This window comes from Halanaerobium saccharolyticum, assembly GCF_003053565.1.
Classification (GTDB): Bacteria; Bacillota; Halanaerobiia; order Halanaerobiales; family Halanaerobiaceae; genus Halanaerobium; species Halanaerobium saccharolyticum_B.
On the sequence record NZ_QAXS01000003.1, the window covers coordinates 61165 to 76357 of the forward strand.

The 15193-nt window shown below is 36.3% G+C and carries 14 protein-coding genes and 1 riboswitch; of the genes, 4 read left to right on the plus strand and 10 right to left on the minus strand.

Annotated elements, in window-relative coordinates:
* Window positions 1–16: 16 nt before the first annotated feature.
* The 8 genes from C8C76_RS02035 to C8C76_RS15305 form a co-directional block, all read right to left on the minus strand.
* Entirely contained in the window at window positions 17–1471 is a 1455-nt protein-coding gene (locus tag C8C76_RS02035) for a DUF4129 domain-containing protein (RefSeq protein ID WP_108138192.1), read from the minus strand.
* On the minus strand, window positions 1461–2744 hold the full coding sequence (locus C8C76_RS02040) for a DUF58 domain-containing protein (protein WP_181248130.1): 1284 nt from the start codon (window positions 2742–2744) through the stop codon (window positions 1461–1463). Before C8C76_RS02040 ends, C8C76_RS02035 begins: the two co-directional genes overlap by 11 nt.
* 43 nt (window positions 2745–2787) lie before the next feature.
* Window positions 2788–3726, minus strand: a complete 939-nt coding sequence (locus C8C76_RS02045; protein WP_219909354.1) for an AAA family ATPase — start codon at window positions 3724–3726, stop codon at window positions 2788–2790.
* Window positions 3727–3831: 105 nt separating this feature from the next.
* Window positions 3832–5082 carry a nickel-dependent lactate racemase gene (gene larA, locus C8C76_RS02050; RefSeq protein WP_108138196.1) on the minus strand — a complete coding sequence of 417 codons (1251 nt, stop codon included), beginning with the start codon at window positions 5080–5082 and terminating at the stop codon, window positions 3832–3834.
* Between the two features lie 94 nt (window positions 5083–5176).
* Window positions 5177–6427, minus strand: a complete 1251-nt coding sequence (locus C8C76_RS02055) for an adenosylhomocysteinase (RefSeq protein WP_108138198.1) — start codon at window positions 6425–6427, stop codon at window positions 5177–5179.
* A gap of 184 nt (window positions 6428–6611) precedes the next feature.
* A complete protein-coding gene (locus C8C76_RS02060; RefSeq protein WP_108138200.1) occupies window positions 6612–6995 on the minus strand; it encodes a DUF3267 domain-containing protein in 384 nt (127 codons plus the stop codon).
* Between the two features lie 108 nt (window positions 6996–7103).
* Window positions 7104–8285 carry an IS256 family transposase gene (locus C8C76_RS02065; protein ID WP_089656229.1) on the minus strand — a complete coding sequence of 394 codons (1182 nt, stop codon included), beginning with the start codon at window positions 8283–8285 and terminating at the stop codon, window positions 7104–7106.
* Between the two features lie 123 nt (window positions 8286–8408).
* On the minus strand, window positions 8409–8534 hold the full coding sequence (locus C8C76_RS15305) for a hypothetical protein (RefSeq protein ID WP_258222403.1): 126 nt from the start codon (window positions 8532–8534) through the stop codon (window positions 8409–8411).
* Between the two features lie 358 nt (window positions 8535–8892).
* On the opposite strand from C8C76_RS15305, the gene C8C76_RS02070 reads away from it, so the two are divergent.
* The 4 genes from C8C76_RS02070 (at window position 8893) to C8C76_RS02085 (ending at window position 11515) form a co-directional block, all read left to right on the plus strand.
* On the plus strand, window positions 8893–9450 hold the full coding sequence (locus tag C8C76_RS02070; protein WP_108138202.1) for a LytTR family DNA-binding domain-containing protein: 558 nt from the start codon (window positions 8893–8895) through the stop codon (window positions 9448–9450).
* A 10-nt stretch (window positions 9451–9460) separates the two neighbouring features.
* The gene (locus C8C76_RS02075; RefSeq protein ID WP_108138204.1) at window positions 9461–9883 is read left to right on the plus strand and encodes a hypothetical protein; all 423 of its coding nucleotides are present in this window, start codon (window positions 9461–9463) and stop codon (window positions 9881–9883) included.
* A 1-nt stretch (window position 9884) separates the two neighbouring features.
* Window positions 9885–10841: an alpha/beta fold hydrolase gene (locus tag C8C76_RS02080; RefSeq protein WP_108138206.1), complete on the plus strand. Its 957-nt coding sequence runs from the start codon at window positions 9885–9887 to the stop codon at window positions 10839–10841.
* 155 nt (window positions 10842–10996) lie between these two features.
* Complete coding sequence (locus tag C8C76_RS02085) at window positions 10997–11515, plus strand: TlpA family protein disulfide reductase (RefSeq protein ID WP_108138208.1); 519 nt, start codon at window positions 10997–10999, stop codon at window positions 11513–11515.
* Window positions 11516–11651: 136 nt separating this feature from the next.
* Here the strand turns inward: C8C76_RS02085 and C8C76_RS02090 are convergent, their stop codons facing one another.
* Window positions 11652–12968: an NCS2 family permease gene (locus tag C8C76_RS02090; RefSeq protein ID WP_108138210.1), complete on the minus strand. Its 1317-nt coding sequence runs from the start codon at window positions 12966–12968 to the stop codon at window positions 11652–11654.
* A 202-nt stretch (window positions 12969–13170) separates the two neighbouring features.
* Window positions 13171–13270, minus strand: a riboswitch (purine riboswitch).
* 160 nt (window positions 13271–13430) lie between these two features.
* Window positions 13431–15182 carry an adenine deaminase gene (gene ade, locus C8C76_RS02095; protein WP_108138212.1) on the minus strand — a complete coding sequence of 584 codons (1752 nt, stop codon included), beginning with the start codon at window positions 15180–15182 and terminating at the stop codon, window positions 13431–13433.
* Window positions 15183–15193: the final 11 nt, after the last annotated feature.

Consider the following 15193-nt stretch of genomic DNA (forward strand, 5'->3'; position numbering starts at 1 on the left):
TTAAATTCAATTTTAATCAGATTTTTTTCTTTAAAATTTTCCAGATTGACTTTGCTGCTTTAACTGCATTTTCACCCAGAGAATGATTGCTGTAAGCACTTTCGACAAAAATATCTGTCAGATCATTAATCTCATCTTTTAAATTCTGATATTTTTCTTCCAGATAACTGCTGTATTCATAAGGAGTTGAAGCGGGATCTTTTCCCATCCCTTTTAAAGACAGAAGTTTAAGTAGAGAATTATAAATTCTGATTATTATTGAATTAGACTCCCCTTTGAGATCAATGTTTTTTAAACTATTTTCTTCTTTTTTAGTTGATTTCTTATTCTTAAGCCTTTCTCTTCTTTCCTTCCAGCTTGAACTGAGATTGAAATTCAAATCTTTAACAACAGAAAAAATATCTTTGATTGATTTGATCAAAAATCTGTAAAAAGCCTTGAAAAACTGGGGCATATTCTTAATTTTACTAATTTCGGAAGTTATAAAAAAGATTATCAAAGCCAGAAAAAAGAGTCCAAAAATAACTGTTAAAAAGATCTGAATAACAATAAATAATATTTCAATCAGTCTTGATTCCTCTTCTTCTACCTCAGCGGGAAGCTCTCCTTCTCCCATGTTTTGGCCAATATTTTGCTGCTGCTCCATCTCAACTACTCCCATTTGAGCTAGCTGTCTCCCAAGCCAGCTGTTAATTCTATCCATCGGCAGCGGTTGATAATTAGAAGGAAGTAAAAAGGCAAGCAGCAGAGCTGAAATGATAAAAATCAAAAGAAATTTTCGCCAGCCCTTTTTTATTGATTGGCTCTCTTTAATTCGATTAACATTCCAGTCAACTGTTTTTTTATCAAGATAAGTTAGGGCCAGCAGAAACACTTCTACCACTAGAAAAATTATTGTTAGTACCAGAAAAAATGTGTTCATCTCTCCCATAACCGCCCAGAGAATAAATAAGGGGAGATTAAGCCAGCTGATTTTTTGAGTCATCCTGGGCCAGATCAGAGGATAATCAAGAAGCCTTCTAAACTCATCAAGATTCCAATCTTCACCTCTACTTGCATAGATTTTATCAAAATCTTTACGGAAGTACTCAAAAATACCGCAGAATTCATAAACCTGATACCAGATAAAAATACTGATCAGCCAGAAAGTAAATAAATCAAGATTTTCAAGAATGAATATGGAATTTAAGCCCTGATAACGGCCACTAAAAACGACTAAAATAAAAAGGTAAAGAAAAAACTCAGCCGCAAAAGTCAGCAGCGGGATTTTTATTTCCAGGGAAGCATTAAAATGCAATATTGCTTCAATTAGAAATAAAAAGAGCAGTAAATAGGATAGCATGTTTAAATTAAAAAAGTTAGAATTAATTTCAACTAAATAAAAAAACATCACTGCCAGAATAAAATAGAGCAGAACCCCCATAAAAGGATAAAGATAGCTGTATTTAAAATTATATTCTTTAGCTTTCATGCAGATCACGCTCCTTCCTTAAGTGATGGATAGAAAGTGGTGCTGTAAAAAATCGGTACCTAAATTCTCGATGAACTACCTCATCTCCCATAATCATAATTTTAATATTATAGCCTCTTCGCATTAAATTTTCTACCACCTGCATCAATTGGCTGTCATCCTTTTCTGTAAAAATAATCAGGGTTCCTCCCCAGGCTAAATCGAGCTCATCAGTCAGCAAATTAAGAAAATTATCCGCCTGAGATATATCAACCCGAGCAAGCAGTTCAAGCAGCTGCTGCAGATGGCCATCTCCATTTCCTGATGGAAGTTTTAAATAGCTATCAAAGTCATGCTCCACGTCTTCTGCATCAGAGACAGAACTATTTGCAATTTTATCATTAGCTGCCGCTTCTGAGTCTGAATTCTCATCTTTTTCACTTTCTGAATTCAGTTCAGTTTCAACTTCTCCTTCAGTTATTTTTGCCTGGTAGGCATTAAACGCCTCTCGGTTTTCACCTTCGATGACGGCATTACTCATAAATTTATAACTGTGACCAATTCGATTTAAATAATAGGCTATCGAAGCGGTGGCAGTGACTGCGAGTTCTGTTTTTCTTTCTAAAAATTTGTGGCCATAATCTTCCTGAGACATATTTAAAACCAGGGCTGTATCAATGGAAACCGTCGATTCATTCTTGCGGGATTTTAATTCTCCGGTTTTGGCTGAAGCCTTCCAGTGGATCTGATTCATCCTATCCGAACCCTGATATTCTCTGATACCTGCTGTTCGATAGGGGTCCTGGTAAATCGGCTGAGGCCATTTGGATTTCCCAAAGGGCAGCCTGGAGGCAAGTCCCAGTTCTTCTAAGTTCAAAATTTTGGGATAGATATATACTTCCAGCTCTTTGAGCTCTCCTTTTGTCAGTTCATAACCCAAAAAATCTCCCATTTCCCATCTCAGCGGTCCAATTTTATAGAGCCCTCTCTTCTTTGCTTTCAGGCTAAAAGTCCACTCTTTTTTCTCGCCAGCTTTAAAATAACTTAAATGCTGTTCTTCCAGAGTAGTTAACTTTCCGGGTAAATACTCATCAAATTTGAGCCATAAAATTGGCAGAAAGCTGTTGTTTTCTACTTCAATAGTTACCTTAATTTCTTCATTATAAAACAAATGATCATTTTCCAGGTAATGATTTATTTTTAAGTTTTTGGAGATATTATAGTGGTAATATTTAATTGTAAAATGAAAGAGGAGGAAAAAATAAGCAAGCTTAAACAAAACTGTCCGCTGCAAAACTGCTCCTCCCAGATAGGTTACTAAACCTAAGGCAAAGAAATTAATCAATTACTGGCACCTCGGTTCTTCTGATAATCTCCTTCACAATCTTTTCTTTATCTGCACCTCTAAGTCTGCTTTTTGATTTAATAATAATTCGGTGAGCTAAAACTGCAGCTGCAATTTCTTTAATGTCATCAGGAATAATATAATCCCGCTCATTAATTACTGCCCAGGCCTGAGCCATTTTCATCAGGGCAATACTTCCGCGGGGACTGGCTCCCAGCTCTAGATCACTATGACTGCGGCTCTGATTGACCAGCTCAACAATATATTTTCGCAGCTTCTGATCAACATGTACCTTTTTGACATCAGACTGCAGCTCAATAAATTCTTGATCGGTCATTACAGCCTCCAATTTTTCCACCGGATGCTCAAGCTGCAAATTTTTCAAAATCATCTGTTCTTCTGCTTCGGCTGGATAACCAATCTCCAACCTGATTAAAAAACGATCAAGCTGAGCTTCAGGCAGGGGAAAAGTCCCATCATATTCAATGGGGTTCTGGGTTGCCATTACTATAAAAGGATCTGACAGCCTGCGGCTAACCCCCTCGACTGTAATCTGCTTTTCTGCCATACTCTCCAGCAGTGCTGACTGAGTTCTTGGCGTAGCTCTATTTATCTCATCAGCCAAAACAACCTGAGAAAGGATTGGCCCCTCTCTAAATTCAAATTCATTAGTTTTTTGATTATAAATTGAAACTCCAGTGATATCTGAAGGTAGTAGATCCGGAGTAAACTGAACTCGTTTAAATGAACAGCCAATTGAGCGGGCCAGTGAGCGGACAAGTATAGTTTTCCCAACTCCAGGAACATCTTCAAATAGGATGTGCCCTTCAGCCATCATCGCTGCTAAAGCCAATTTTATTACTCTATTTTTACCCAGAATTACTTCTTCCACATTGTCAATAATTTTCTGTACTTTTTCTATATTCTGCAATTATTCCACCTCTTTTTGTCTTTTTATATTTATTTGAACCATATTTATTTGAACCAGGTCCAAAATGGCCATTTTGGACCTGGTTCAAAAGATATTTTTAACATATTATTTCACCACAGGAACAGTTAGGCTTCCTTGAGGCATTATATAAACTGAATAATCAGCACCGTGTTTTTCTTTAAGGAAATCGACTGCCTCCTGGATATTTTCCATTTTACTGGCAAAAATATTCTCTGTTCTTTCTTTTGTCAGACTGGAAATTAATATTATCTCTTTTTCTGCTGCTACTTTTGAGATTGCAAAGGCTTTATGACCACCAATTAGAAACTTTTCTTTAATTCGATCTACATTATCTTCAGGGTTTTGAGCTTCATTCATCCACATTTCAAAACGCTCTTCTCCATAACCTTCCGAGCATTCTGCCACCCAGATAATTGTACCACCCTTTTTTACCGCATGGTCGGCATGATCGAGAGCTTTCTGGGCCTGATAGATGTTAATATCACGGGGAAAACCACCTGAACTGACAACTGCTGCATCAGCTTTTTCTGCCAGATTTAAATGATACATCTCTGCTGAAATATCAATGCCAGCCTCCCAGGCCTGACGGTAATCACCAGCAACTACTTTTACTATCTCTCGTTCACTGTTTGTCACCACATTAAGTATATAGTCCACACCCAGCATCTCTGCTGCTTCAAACATTTCTCTGCTGATAGGATTATTTTCTAAAGCGGGCTGTTCTTCAATTACCTCGACCATCATCGCGTGATTATTTTCAATACTATCTCTGCCGGCAACTCCTGGTAAAATTGATTTTCGACCTCCAGAAAAGCCAGCCATATAGTGGGGCAAAATGACTCCTGTTGTGATTACAAAATCAGCTTCAGCAACTTTTTTATTAATCTTTAACTGATTACCGGTGCTCAATTTTCCTAAGTCAGCTAAATTCTGATCACAATTGTGGTGAATAAAATTATAACTGCTGTCAATTTCTCTGCCAAAGATTTCTCGATTCTGTTCAGCAGAATGAGCAGAGTGAACTCCTGTAGCAATCACAAAAGTCACCTGCTCCTTTTTAATTCCTGCCTCAGCAATAGTCTTCAGCAGTGGAGGCAGCATATAATTATAAGGGGTAAAGCGGGTTACATCATTAACTATAATTACCAGCTCATTTATTTCTCTAAGCTGCAGAAGCTCTGACAGTGGAGCTGAGCCAATTGAGTCTTCAAGGGAATCTTCTACTGCTGACATTGGGTCAGCCAGACCTTCTTTTTCATTTGCTTTTAAAATATCCAATACTCTGCTGCTTTCAATCTCAAATTCTAAATTCTTTCTACCATACTTTAATTTCATTTCTGCTCTACTACTCCTTACTTTTTCCTATTTGTGAATTGTTTCTTTATAACCAGGTCCAAAACGGCCGTTTTGGACCTGGTACCAAAAATATTTATTCAGTCCAGCTGTTGATATAATCTTCCTGCTCATCAGTTAATTGATCAATTTCGACGCCTAAAGATTTCAATTTATATTCAGCCACCATATTATCAATGTCATCAGGTATATTATACACCTGGGCATCTAAATTCTGATTGTGGTTTAGATGCAGCAGTGAAGATAACTGCAGGGCAAACGTCATATCCATAATTTCTGCCGGATGTCCATCTCCGGCTGCCAGATTAACCAGACGTCCATCAGCCAGGAGATACAGCTTGCGGCCATCTGCCATTTCAAATTTCCTGATATTTTTTCTGGACTCACTTACTTCGACCGCCAGCCTGTTTAAAGCTGGTTTGGAGACTTCAACATCAAAGTGGCCTGCATTTGCCATAATAGCTCCATCTTTCATTACCTTAAGATCTTCTTCGTCGATTACATTTTTACAGCCTGTAACAGTAATAAAGAAATCACCCTTTTTAGCTGCTTCCCGCATTGGCATTACCTCAAAACCATCCATCCAGGCTTCGCTGGCCTTAATCGGATCGATTTCAGTTACAATTACTCGGGCACCTAATCCTTTAGCCCGCATGGCAACACCTTTGCCACACCAGCCATAACCAGCCACTACCGCGGTTTTACCAGCCACTACCAGATTAGTCGTCCGCATAATTCCATCCCAGACCGACTGACCGGTACCATAGCGGTTATCAAAAAGTGATTTGCATTTTGCATCATTAACTGCCATCATTGGAAAAGCCAGAGTTCCATCACCTTCCATTGCTTCCAGGCGGTGAATTCCAGTAGTAGTCTCTTCTGCCCCACCAATGATATTTTCTAAGAGTTCTCTTCTCTCTGTATGTAGAGTCTCAACCATATCGCCACCATCATCAATAATCAGATCCGGCTCAATATTTAAAACCATATTTAAATGCTCTTTATACTCTTCAGGTGTGGAGCCATACCAGCTGTGAACCATCACACCGTGGGCTGCAAGACCTGCAGCTACATCATCCTGAGTAGAAAGTGGATTACTGCCGGCAATAGCCACATCTGCTCCCAGCTGACTGATCACATAAGCCATATAGGCAGTTTTAGCCTCTAAATGAAGGCAGATTGCCACTTTTTTACCTGCCAGCGGCTGTGATTCCTGGTGTTCTTTTAAAATTTCATTTAAAATATCCATTTTATCAGCTACCCACTGAATTTTGCGCCAGCCCTCTTCAGCCAGTTCCGGACTTCTTAATGTTGATTTATCTAGCATAATTACTCCTCCTTATTGATTTAACTAAAATTAGCTCTTACAAAATAATACTATAATTTCAGTCAGATAATTTACTTCGAGATTATTATTAAAATTTCAATAAATTATCCGAATTTTCCTCTTATTTATATTTTATCATAGATTAGGGCAATGAAAAGAAAAATCAGTTAAAACTACATATTTTTTATACTTCCTTCCAGAAAACTCTGGCAGTATCAGTTTTCACAACCGAATTCTTTGGTACCTGACTGAAAATTAAAATAGAGTAAAATATATCACCTGCTCCTCCAATGGAATTCAGAACTGCTAAAATAGCTAAATATATATAATTTAATTCGAAGACAGAAATTAATAAAACTGGAATTACAGTTAGTATAAATAGAGGCGCCAGCATAGCAATTATAATTCTATCTCTTTTTAGAGGTAAATCATAATAAGAGTAAAAGACAAATTTCTTCGGCCAGAAACCAAAAATACTTTTGTCAGAAAGACCAAAATTGGGGTACAGTAGGGCATGACAAACTTCGTGTAAGGGGATTAATAAAAATACTATGTACCAGTTGTCCATATAGTTACTGTAAATTTCCCTAATTGATATAATTTCTTTAATAAATTGATAAAAAAATGTACTGATTAAAATTCCAAAAGGTAACGTCAAGTATTTTGTGTAAATAAATTAATATCTTTCTTCAAATAGTTGAATTAGTTTTTCTCGAGCAGCTAAAAATCCTTTTAATCTTCTCTCTGACCATTTATAATTGTAGTCTATGATCTTAAGATATAAGATTTTTTCTGCTGCTTTTTCATTCGGTAAACTGTTCATTGTTTTAAGTCTTTTTCTGATTTCCTTATTGGCTCTTTCAATCCAGTTAGTTGTATAAATTGACTTCTGAATACTATCTGGATATTTGTAGAAAGCAAACAATTCATCTTTATCTTCAAACCAGCTTTGAGCTAAGTGAGGATAGAGTTTATCCCACTTTGAGCTGAAATCATTTAAGGCCTGCTCTGCATACTCTCTGCTGGGAGCTTTGTAAATTTTCTTTAGATCTGTAACAATTTCATCTGTATGTTTTTTCTTGACTTTATGAAGAGTATTTCGAATCTTGTGAACTACACAGCGTTGAACATCAGCTTTTGGATATACTTTAAGGAATGAGTCAGTTAATCCTGGTAGACCATCCATAACACCCAAAAGCACCTGTTCTACACCTCTGGATTTCAGGTTCATTAATACTTCCTGCCAGAGTGCAGCTGATTCTGTTACACCAATGTAGAAGTCCAGAATCTCTCTATAGCCTTCTTCATTAATTCCAATGATTATATATGCTGATTCATTGCCAACATGCTCTCGGCGGATCTTGATGCTTAGAGCATCAATAAAGATTACGCTATAGCGCTTTTCTAAGGGTCTTTTTTTCCACTGTTCAATTTCTTTTAATGCTATATCTGTCAGATTGCTGACACTGGTAGCACTGTATTTTTGACCATACATTTTCTCAATTAAATCAGCTATATCTCGAGTGGATAGACCTCTGGCATACATCTGGATTACAGTCTGTTCCAGCCAGTTATCACGACGTTTATATGGCTCAAAAAGAGCAGTTTGAAAATCATTGTTTCTATCTCTTGGAACTTCTAAATTTTCAATGACACCATATTTAGTCTGTAAATTACGAGAATAATTACCATTGCGGCTGTTGCCAGAGTTCTTACCAGCAGAATCATATTTATCGTAATTTAGAAATTCAGTTAATTCACCTTTAAGCATTTTTTCGATAAAATTTTTGATCAAATCATTAATCATATCGTCAAAATTCACTTGACCATTGTTGGGTTTTTCAGTTATACTTTTCATGAGGAGTCCTCCTTGTGGTTGTGTTTTTTATTTTGTCAATAAATATATTCAACCACTCAAAGAAGGATTCCTCTTTTTATTTAAAAAAATTATCATAATTTTATTTACACAACTTATTATACATTACTTTCCAAAACCTAATATTAGTATTTTAAAAATAAAAAAACTTGAGATGTTTTCTAGTTCTTTCCAGTCTTCATTCTGCGATAATTCTTCTAAATCTGTTGGTATTCCCAGCTTAAATTTCATCAAATCTCTCCCCTTAATTTTTTTAAGTTATATTTTTTCTTATTATATAAGATCTTAGCTGAATATAAAAAGTTTTTAGCTAAAAGGTTAATCTCAAAGCCCGACTGGCCTTTAGAACAGGATAAGTTGTCTTAATTCATTTTGCCACTCACAGAATACGACTTAGACTCTCAAAACTGCGACTTAGCTAAAAGCTGTTTTTTAATTCTACAGGAAGTGATATTCTGTATTTAAGCAAAAAAGTAGCTTATCAGAAATAAAACTTTACTTTGGCTAACTTTTATTAATATAATTAAGATAATGTGTAATTTTTTGAAAATAATTCTAAAGCAAACAGAAAATCTGGAGGCAAATAATTATGAAAGTAAAATTGATCTGTTCTGATCCATACCAGCTTTTATTAAAAGATTTTTTGGAAGCCAGAGATTTTGAGATTTCCAAGCAGGCAGAGCTGGCACTGGTTGAAAATGGAGAGGAAATTCCTGAAAACGGAATCAGCATTGTTTTTAACCCTCAAAAAATTGAGCAGTTAATTTCATTTTTAGAAAATAAACTTTTAAATCAGGCTTCAGAAAAAGAAAAATCACTGCAGGATCATTTAATCGGTCAGCTGGATGAAAATTATGAAATTATAAATTATCAGGATATTATACTTTGTGCAGCTCAAAATAGCATTATCTATGCTCTAACCAAAGATAAAAAATATCGAGTTAAGGAAAAATTATATCAGCTGGAAGAAGAACTGGCTGTCGAAGGTTTTGTCAGAATCAACAAGTCAGAGATAGTTAATATTCTACATATAAAAGAAATTGTTCCCTGGTTTAATGGCCGCCTGCTGCTGAAATTAACTAATAAAAAGGAAGTTGAAGTTTCGCGCAGTTATGCTGGTGCTTTTAAAGACTATTTAGGTTTATAAGGAGGTAAGAATGGAAAAATTTAAAGATTACATTTATAATTTACTGCCTTCAGGCATGGTCGGGGTCGTAATTGCTTTTTTTGAAAATATATTTCTGAATCCAGACAGCAATTTAGCTGAATCAATTTTAATTTATTTTCTTTTTGGAGCTGTAATTGGAACTGTAAGTGAGCTTGCTGTATCCTGGACAATTTATAAGACCTCTTCAAAAAAATTGTCCTATTTGGCTGTTTTACTTGCAGATGGAATCTCTGTATTTTTACTTTTAATTGTTTTGGGAACTCAACAGGCTTATGGCTGGCAGGCAGTTTTAACTATTATTTTGATTACCGAAATTCTGGCATTATCTATAGCATTTTTTAACAATAAAAAATATCAAATTTTTAATCAAAGTTTAGAATCTAAAAAAGAAAACTTAAAAGGGAGAGAGTAAATTGAAAAAAATCTTAAAACGCGTTTTAATTATTCTGCCTTTAATTTTAATTGCTTTAGTCTCATTTATTGTTTTAAGCAGTTATTTTGAACACAAAGAGCTGATTGCTGAAGAAAAAGAAAAATATCCTGCCCCCGGCAAAATGGTAGAAGTAGATGGAACAGAGCTTCATGTCTATTCTGAAGGCCAGGGAGATCAAACTCTGGTTTTTATGTCCGGGCTGGGGACTGTTTCTCCCTACTATGACTTCAAGGTGCTTTTTGAAAAATTAGCAGCTGATTATCGAATTGTAGTAGTTGAAAGGGCTGGTTATGGCTGGAGTGAAATCAGTTCTGCTGACAGAGATCTAAAAACTGTACTTAATGAAACAAGAACAGCCTTAAAATTATCCGGAGAAAAAGCTCCCTATATTTTATTCCCTCATTCTCTAGCCGGGCTGGAAGCAATCTACTGGGCCAACCTGTATCCTGAGGAAATAGAAGCTATTATTGGTCTCGACCCTCTGGTCCCCGGGGTTATTGAAAAATCTGAAGAAGGACCATTTTTATCTCCTCTAATTACTTTTTTGACCAGGACCGGATTGGTTAGAAATCAGCCTGAAGTTTTCAACAATAATTTTGAAGCAGTTAAAAAGGAGCTTTTAACAGCAAAAGAAGCTCAAATTGCCCGAACAATATTTTATCGCCGGGTCCAGACTAAAAATATGTGGGAAGAAGTTGATATGGTGGAAAGTAACTCTCAATTAGTTTCTAAGCAAGATAAATCAGGAGTACCTTTTTCTGCTTTTATTTCCAGCCAAAATGAAAAAGATTACTGGCAGAAAAGTATAACTTCTTATGCCCGAGCAACTAATGGTCAGACTTTTATTTTAGATGGAAGCCACTATATCCACCTTGATTATCCTGAGTTAATTGCAGAAAAAAGTAAAGAAATCATTAAAAAAATAATTAAAAATTAAAGCTTTAATTTGCCGGCAGATAGATCCTAAAGAAAACTAATTTTAATCCATATCCCTTTTTTGCGATATTTTTATCTAAAAAACTGGAAATTTGAGTGCTTTACTTATATAATTATAATAACGAGAATATGAATTTTGAAATGGAGGGATAATTAGTGAAGAAAAAAATTTCTATAATCTTAATTGCGGCTCTAGTTTTAAGTGGACTATCAATCTTTTATTTTCAAAACTCGAGCCCGGCTGTAGTTCAGGCTGAGGTTGGAACAGAAACAGGTATGGAAGCTCCGGATTTCACTCTTAAGAATATGAATGATAAAGAAGTAAGTTTAAGTGATTACCGGGGGCAGAAAGTCTTTCTAAATTTCTGGGCCAGCTGGTGTCCTCCCTGTAGAGAAGAAATGCCAGATATGCAGAAGCTGCACGAAGAATATGGAGAAGAAGTGACCATTTTAGCTGTTAATATTGGTGAAAATAAATCAACAGCTGCTAATTTTATGATGCAGAACGGACTAAATTTTACGGTCCTTTTAGATACTGATAAGAGTACAGCCCAAAATTATTTGGTCAGAGGTATCCCAACCAGCTATTTTCTGAATGAAGATGGAATTATAACCAACAAAGTTGTCGGAGCAGTCAGCTATGAAAACATGCTTGAACTAAATGAAATAAAATAAAGTAATTTCAAACTGAAAAAAATCATTATAAACTCAAAAAAGCAGGCCTCGCAAAAATGAGAGCCTGCTTTTTCTAAATAAAATTATTGAAGCTATTTTTTAAATTTTAAATTTAATCTAGTTAGTTTAGTTTATCTTAATGAACTACAAAATATAGTACAAATACTATACCCAGAACATATACTAACCAGTGTACATCTTTACCTTTACCTGTAAAGAGCTTAACTATTGGATAAACAATAAATCCAAGTGCAATACCATTAGAGATTGAATATGTTAGAGGCATCGCAATCATGGCTACAAAGGCAGGCAGGATTTCTGTAAAGTCATCCCAGTCAAGCTTTGTAATATTAGTCATCATCATTGTACCTACAATAATTAAGGCAGGTGCTGTTGCTGCTCCAGGAACTATTCCAATTAATGGTTTAAAGAATAATGATAAGAAGAACAGAATAGAAACCACTACCCCAGTTAAACCTGTACGTCCACCTTCAGCTACACCAGAAGCAGACTCTACATAAGTAGTTACTGTACTTGTACCAAATAAAGCACCACCAGTAGTACCAATAGCATCAGCTAAAAGAGCTTTACTTGCTTTTGGTAAATCACCATTTTCATCTAAGTAACCAGCCTGCTGACTTACTCCAACTAAAGTTCCAGCTGTATCAAACATATCTACGAAGAGGAATGATAATAAAACTCCCATCATGCTGAAGCTCAAAGCTGACCCGATATCTAATTGGAATAATACTTCTGACCAGTCAGACATTTGCGGCATTGCAACTACACCATTGAAAGCCGGTGTTACCCCATTAATCCAACCAAAAGCTGTAGATGCCAGGATACCCCAGAGAAGAGCTCCTTTAATCCCTTTAGCATGTAAAACACCTGTAACAATCAAACCAAATAAAGCTACAAGTCCAGGTCCTGTTAAAACACTTCCCATTGCAACTAATGTAGCCTGATCTGCTACGACTATTCCAGCATTCTGCAGTCCAATAAAGGCAATAAATAAACCAATACCTGTACTGATACCTGTTTTTAAAGCCATTGGAATACTATTAACAATCATTTCTCTAACAGGGGTCACACTCAAAATAATAAAAATAATACCTTCCAGGAATATAATTCCCAGTGCCGCCTGCCAGGTAACTCCCATTCCAATAACTACTGAATAAGCAAAGAATGCATTTAAGCCCATTCCAGAAGCCAGTGCAAAAGGATAATTAGTTAAAGCTGCCATCGCCAGAGTACCAAGCATTGCACCTAAAATTGTAGCAATGAATACTCCGTCAAAAGGCATTCCTGCATCACTTAAAATTGCAGGGTTAACAAAGATAATATAGGCCATTGTCATAAAGGTAGTAATCCCAGCGATAAGCTCAGTCTTCACATCAGTATTGTTTTCTTTTAACTTAAATATGTTTTCTAAAGTTCCATTATTATTACTCATTAATAAATACCCTCCTTATTTTTTTCTAGATATCTAAAAACAGAATCTAAAGTTTTCACCACCCCTCTATAAAATAGTAAAACCCGAGAAAATAGACTCCTGCTATGAGGAATCTATCTTCCCGGGTTAAAGTACCCCTATAAGATAGCACATGTTAGCCATGTCTAGATTCTGCTCTGATATTTTAAAATTATCTGGAGCAGTTCTAATCTACTTCCCTCATAGTTGTCAGTTATCGGCTGACAATAGAAACTTGTGAACCATATCATCACAATTATACGAGGCCTATTTAAATTTTATTTAAACTGATAATTATTTACATATTTTAAAGAATAATGATTTAACTTCAATTCCATCTATTATTATAGATAAACTTGAGCAGCTTGTCAATAAAGTTTTGAAGTCAGACCATAAAAATACATAAATACATTATTTTAAATAGGCTTTGAAACTTATAAAATTCTACTCAATAATTAACTCTACTTTTTCAAACTTACTTACATCAAATAAACCCTGGTCAGTTAATTTAAGTTCTGGAATCACAGTCAGAGCCATAAAGGAAAGGGTCATAAATGGTCCATCCCTGTTAACTCCAAGTCCATTTGCTATATCCCTCATTTTATTCAAACGATTTGCTACCTCTTTCACAGATTTAACTGCCATTAATCCTGCAACAGGAAGCGGCAGAGATTCTTCGACTTTGCCGTTAACAACAATCACCAGTCCCCCCTGCATCTTTTCGATTTCTCGAACAGCAAGTTCCATATCTTTAGCTCCAACACCTGCTACAACTATATTGTGGGCATCATGGCCGATAGAAGTTGCAATCGCACCCCGCCGGAGACCAAAGTTGCGCAAAAGCCCCAGGCCAACATTGCCTGTTTTATGATGCCTTTCGACAACAGCCAGCTTAACCAAATTGTGTCCAATCAGCTCGATTGCAGGCGGCTCATCCTCGTATTCAGCTTCTGTATGATAAACTGATTCTCCTGTAACTACCTGATCTTTAATCAGTTCAATTACCCGATATTTTTTAGCAGCAGGTAGTCTAAAATCACTTTCAGAAATATCGCCAATTTTAACTGAGTTAAATATTTTTTCTTCAATTTCTTTATTCATAAAATCTTCTTTATCCAGAGAAATTTTATCATCAATTGACTTGAGCAGAGTTCCATCTTCAGCAACCAGTCTGCCGTCCTTATAAACCTTTTTGACTTCAAATTCTCGCAGATTATCAAAGACCAGCAGATCAGCTTTATAGCCGGGAGCAACTGCACCCAGTTTTTTAATTCCCAGTGCCTGAGCAGCATTGATAGTCGCCAGTTTAACAGCCCGCAGAGGTGAAAGACCATACTGAATTGCTTTTCGGACAGCAAAATCAATCTGACCTTCTTTAATTAAATCACCAGGATGCCTGTCATCAGTTGCAAACATAAAACGGGAAGAGTTGCTGCTGTTTACAGCCGGGAGCAAGCTGACTAAATCTCTGGTTACTGAGCCCTCACGAATCATAATATACATTCCCTTAGAAACTTTTTCTCTGGCTTCCTCAGCCGTTGTTGCCTCATGATCAGCCTGGATTCCAGCCAGCAAATAGGCGTTTAAATCTTTTTCCGAAAGCCCGGGTGAATGACCATCCTTAAATAAATCTGAAGCCATTTCAATTTTATCCCAGATTCCCTTATCTCCACTAATAACCGATGGGAAATCCATTACCTCACCCAGACCAAAAATCCCCTCTTCATCAATCAGAGTTTTTAAGTCAGCGGCTGAAAGTTCTGCGCCTGAGTTTTCAAATTTTGAAGCCGGAACACAGGAAGGGAGCATTAGATTAAAATTCCAGGGCTGGGCATTACCAGCTTTGAGTAAATATCTAATCCCTGTCAGTCCTGCAACATTAGCAATCTCATGGGGGTCAGCAACTATAGTCGTCGTCCCCCTGGGAATAATCACCCGGGCAAACTCATCAACATTGGTCATTGAGGATTCAAGATGAAGATGAGCGTCAATCAAACCGGGAGTTACAATTCTGCCTCCAAGATCAACCTCTTCTTTTCCTTCATAATCTCCAACTCCAATAATAATTCCATCAGCAACAGCAATATCATTTTCAATCAGTCTTTCATTAAAAACATCAACAATTGTTGCATTCTTAAAGACTTTATCTGCTTTTTCCAGACCGCGGGCCTGCCTTAATAATTCTTTTCTCAGCATAAACTCCCCCC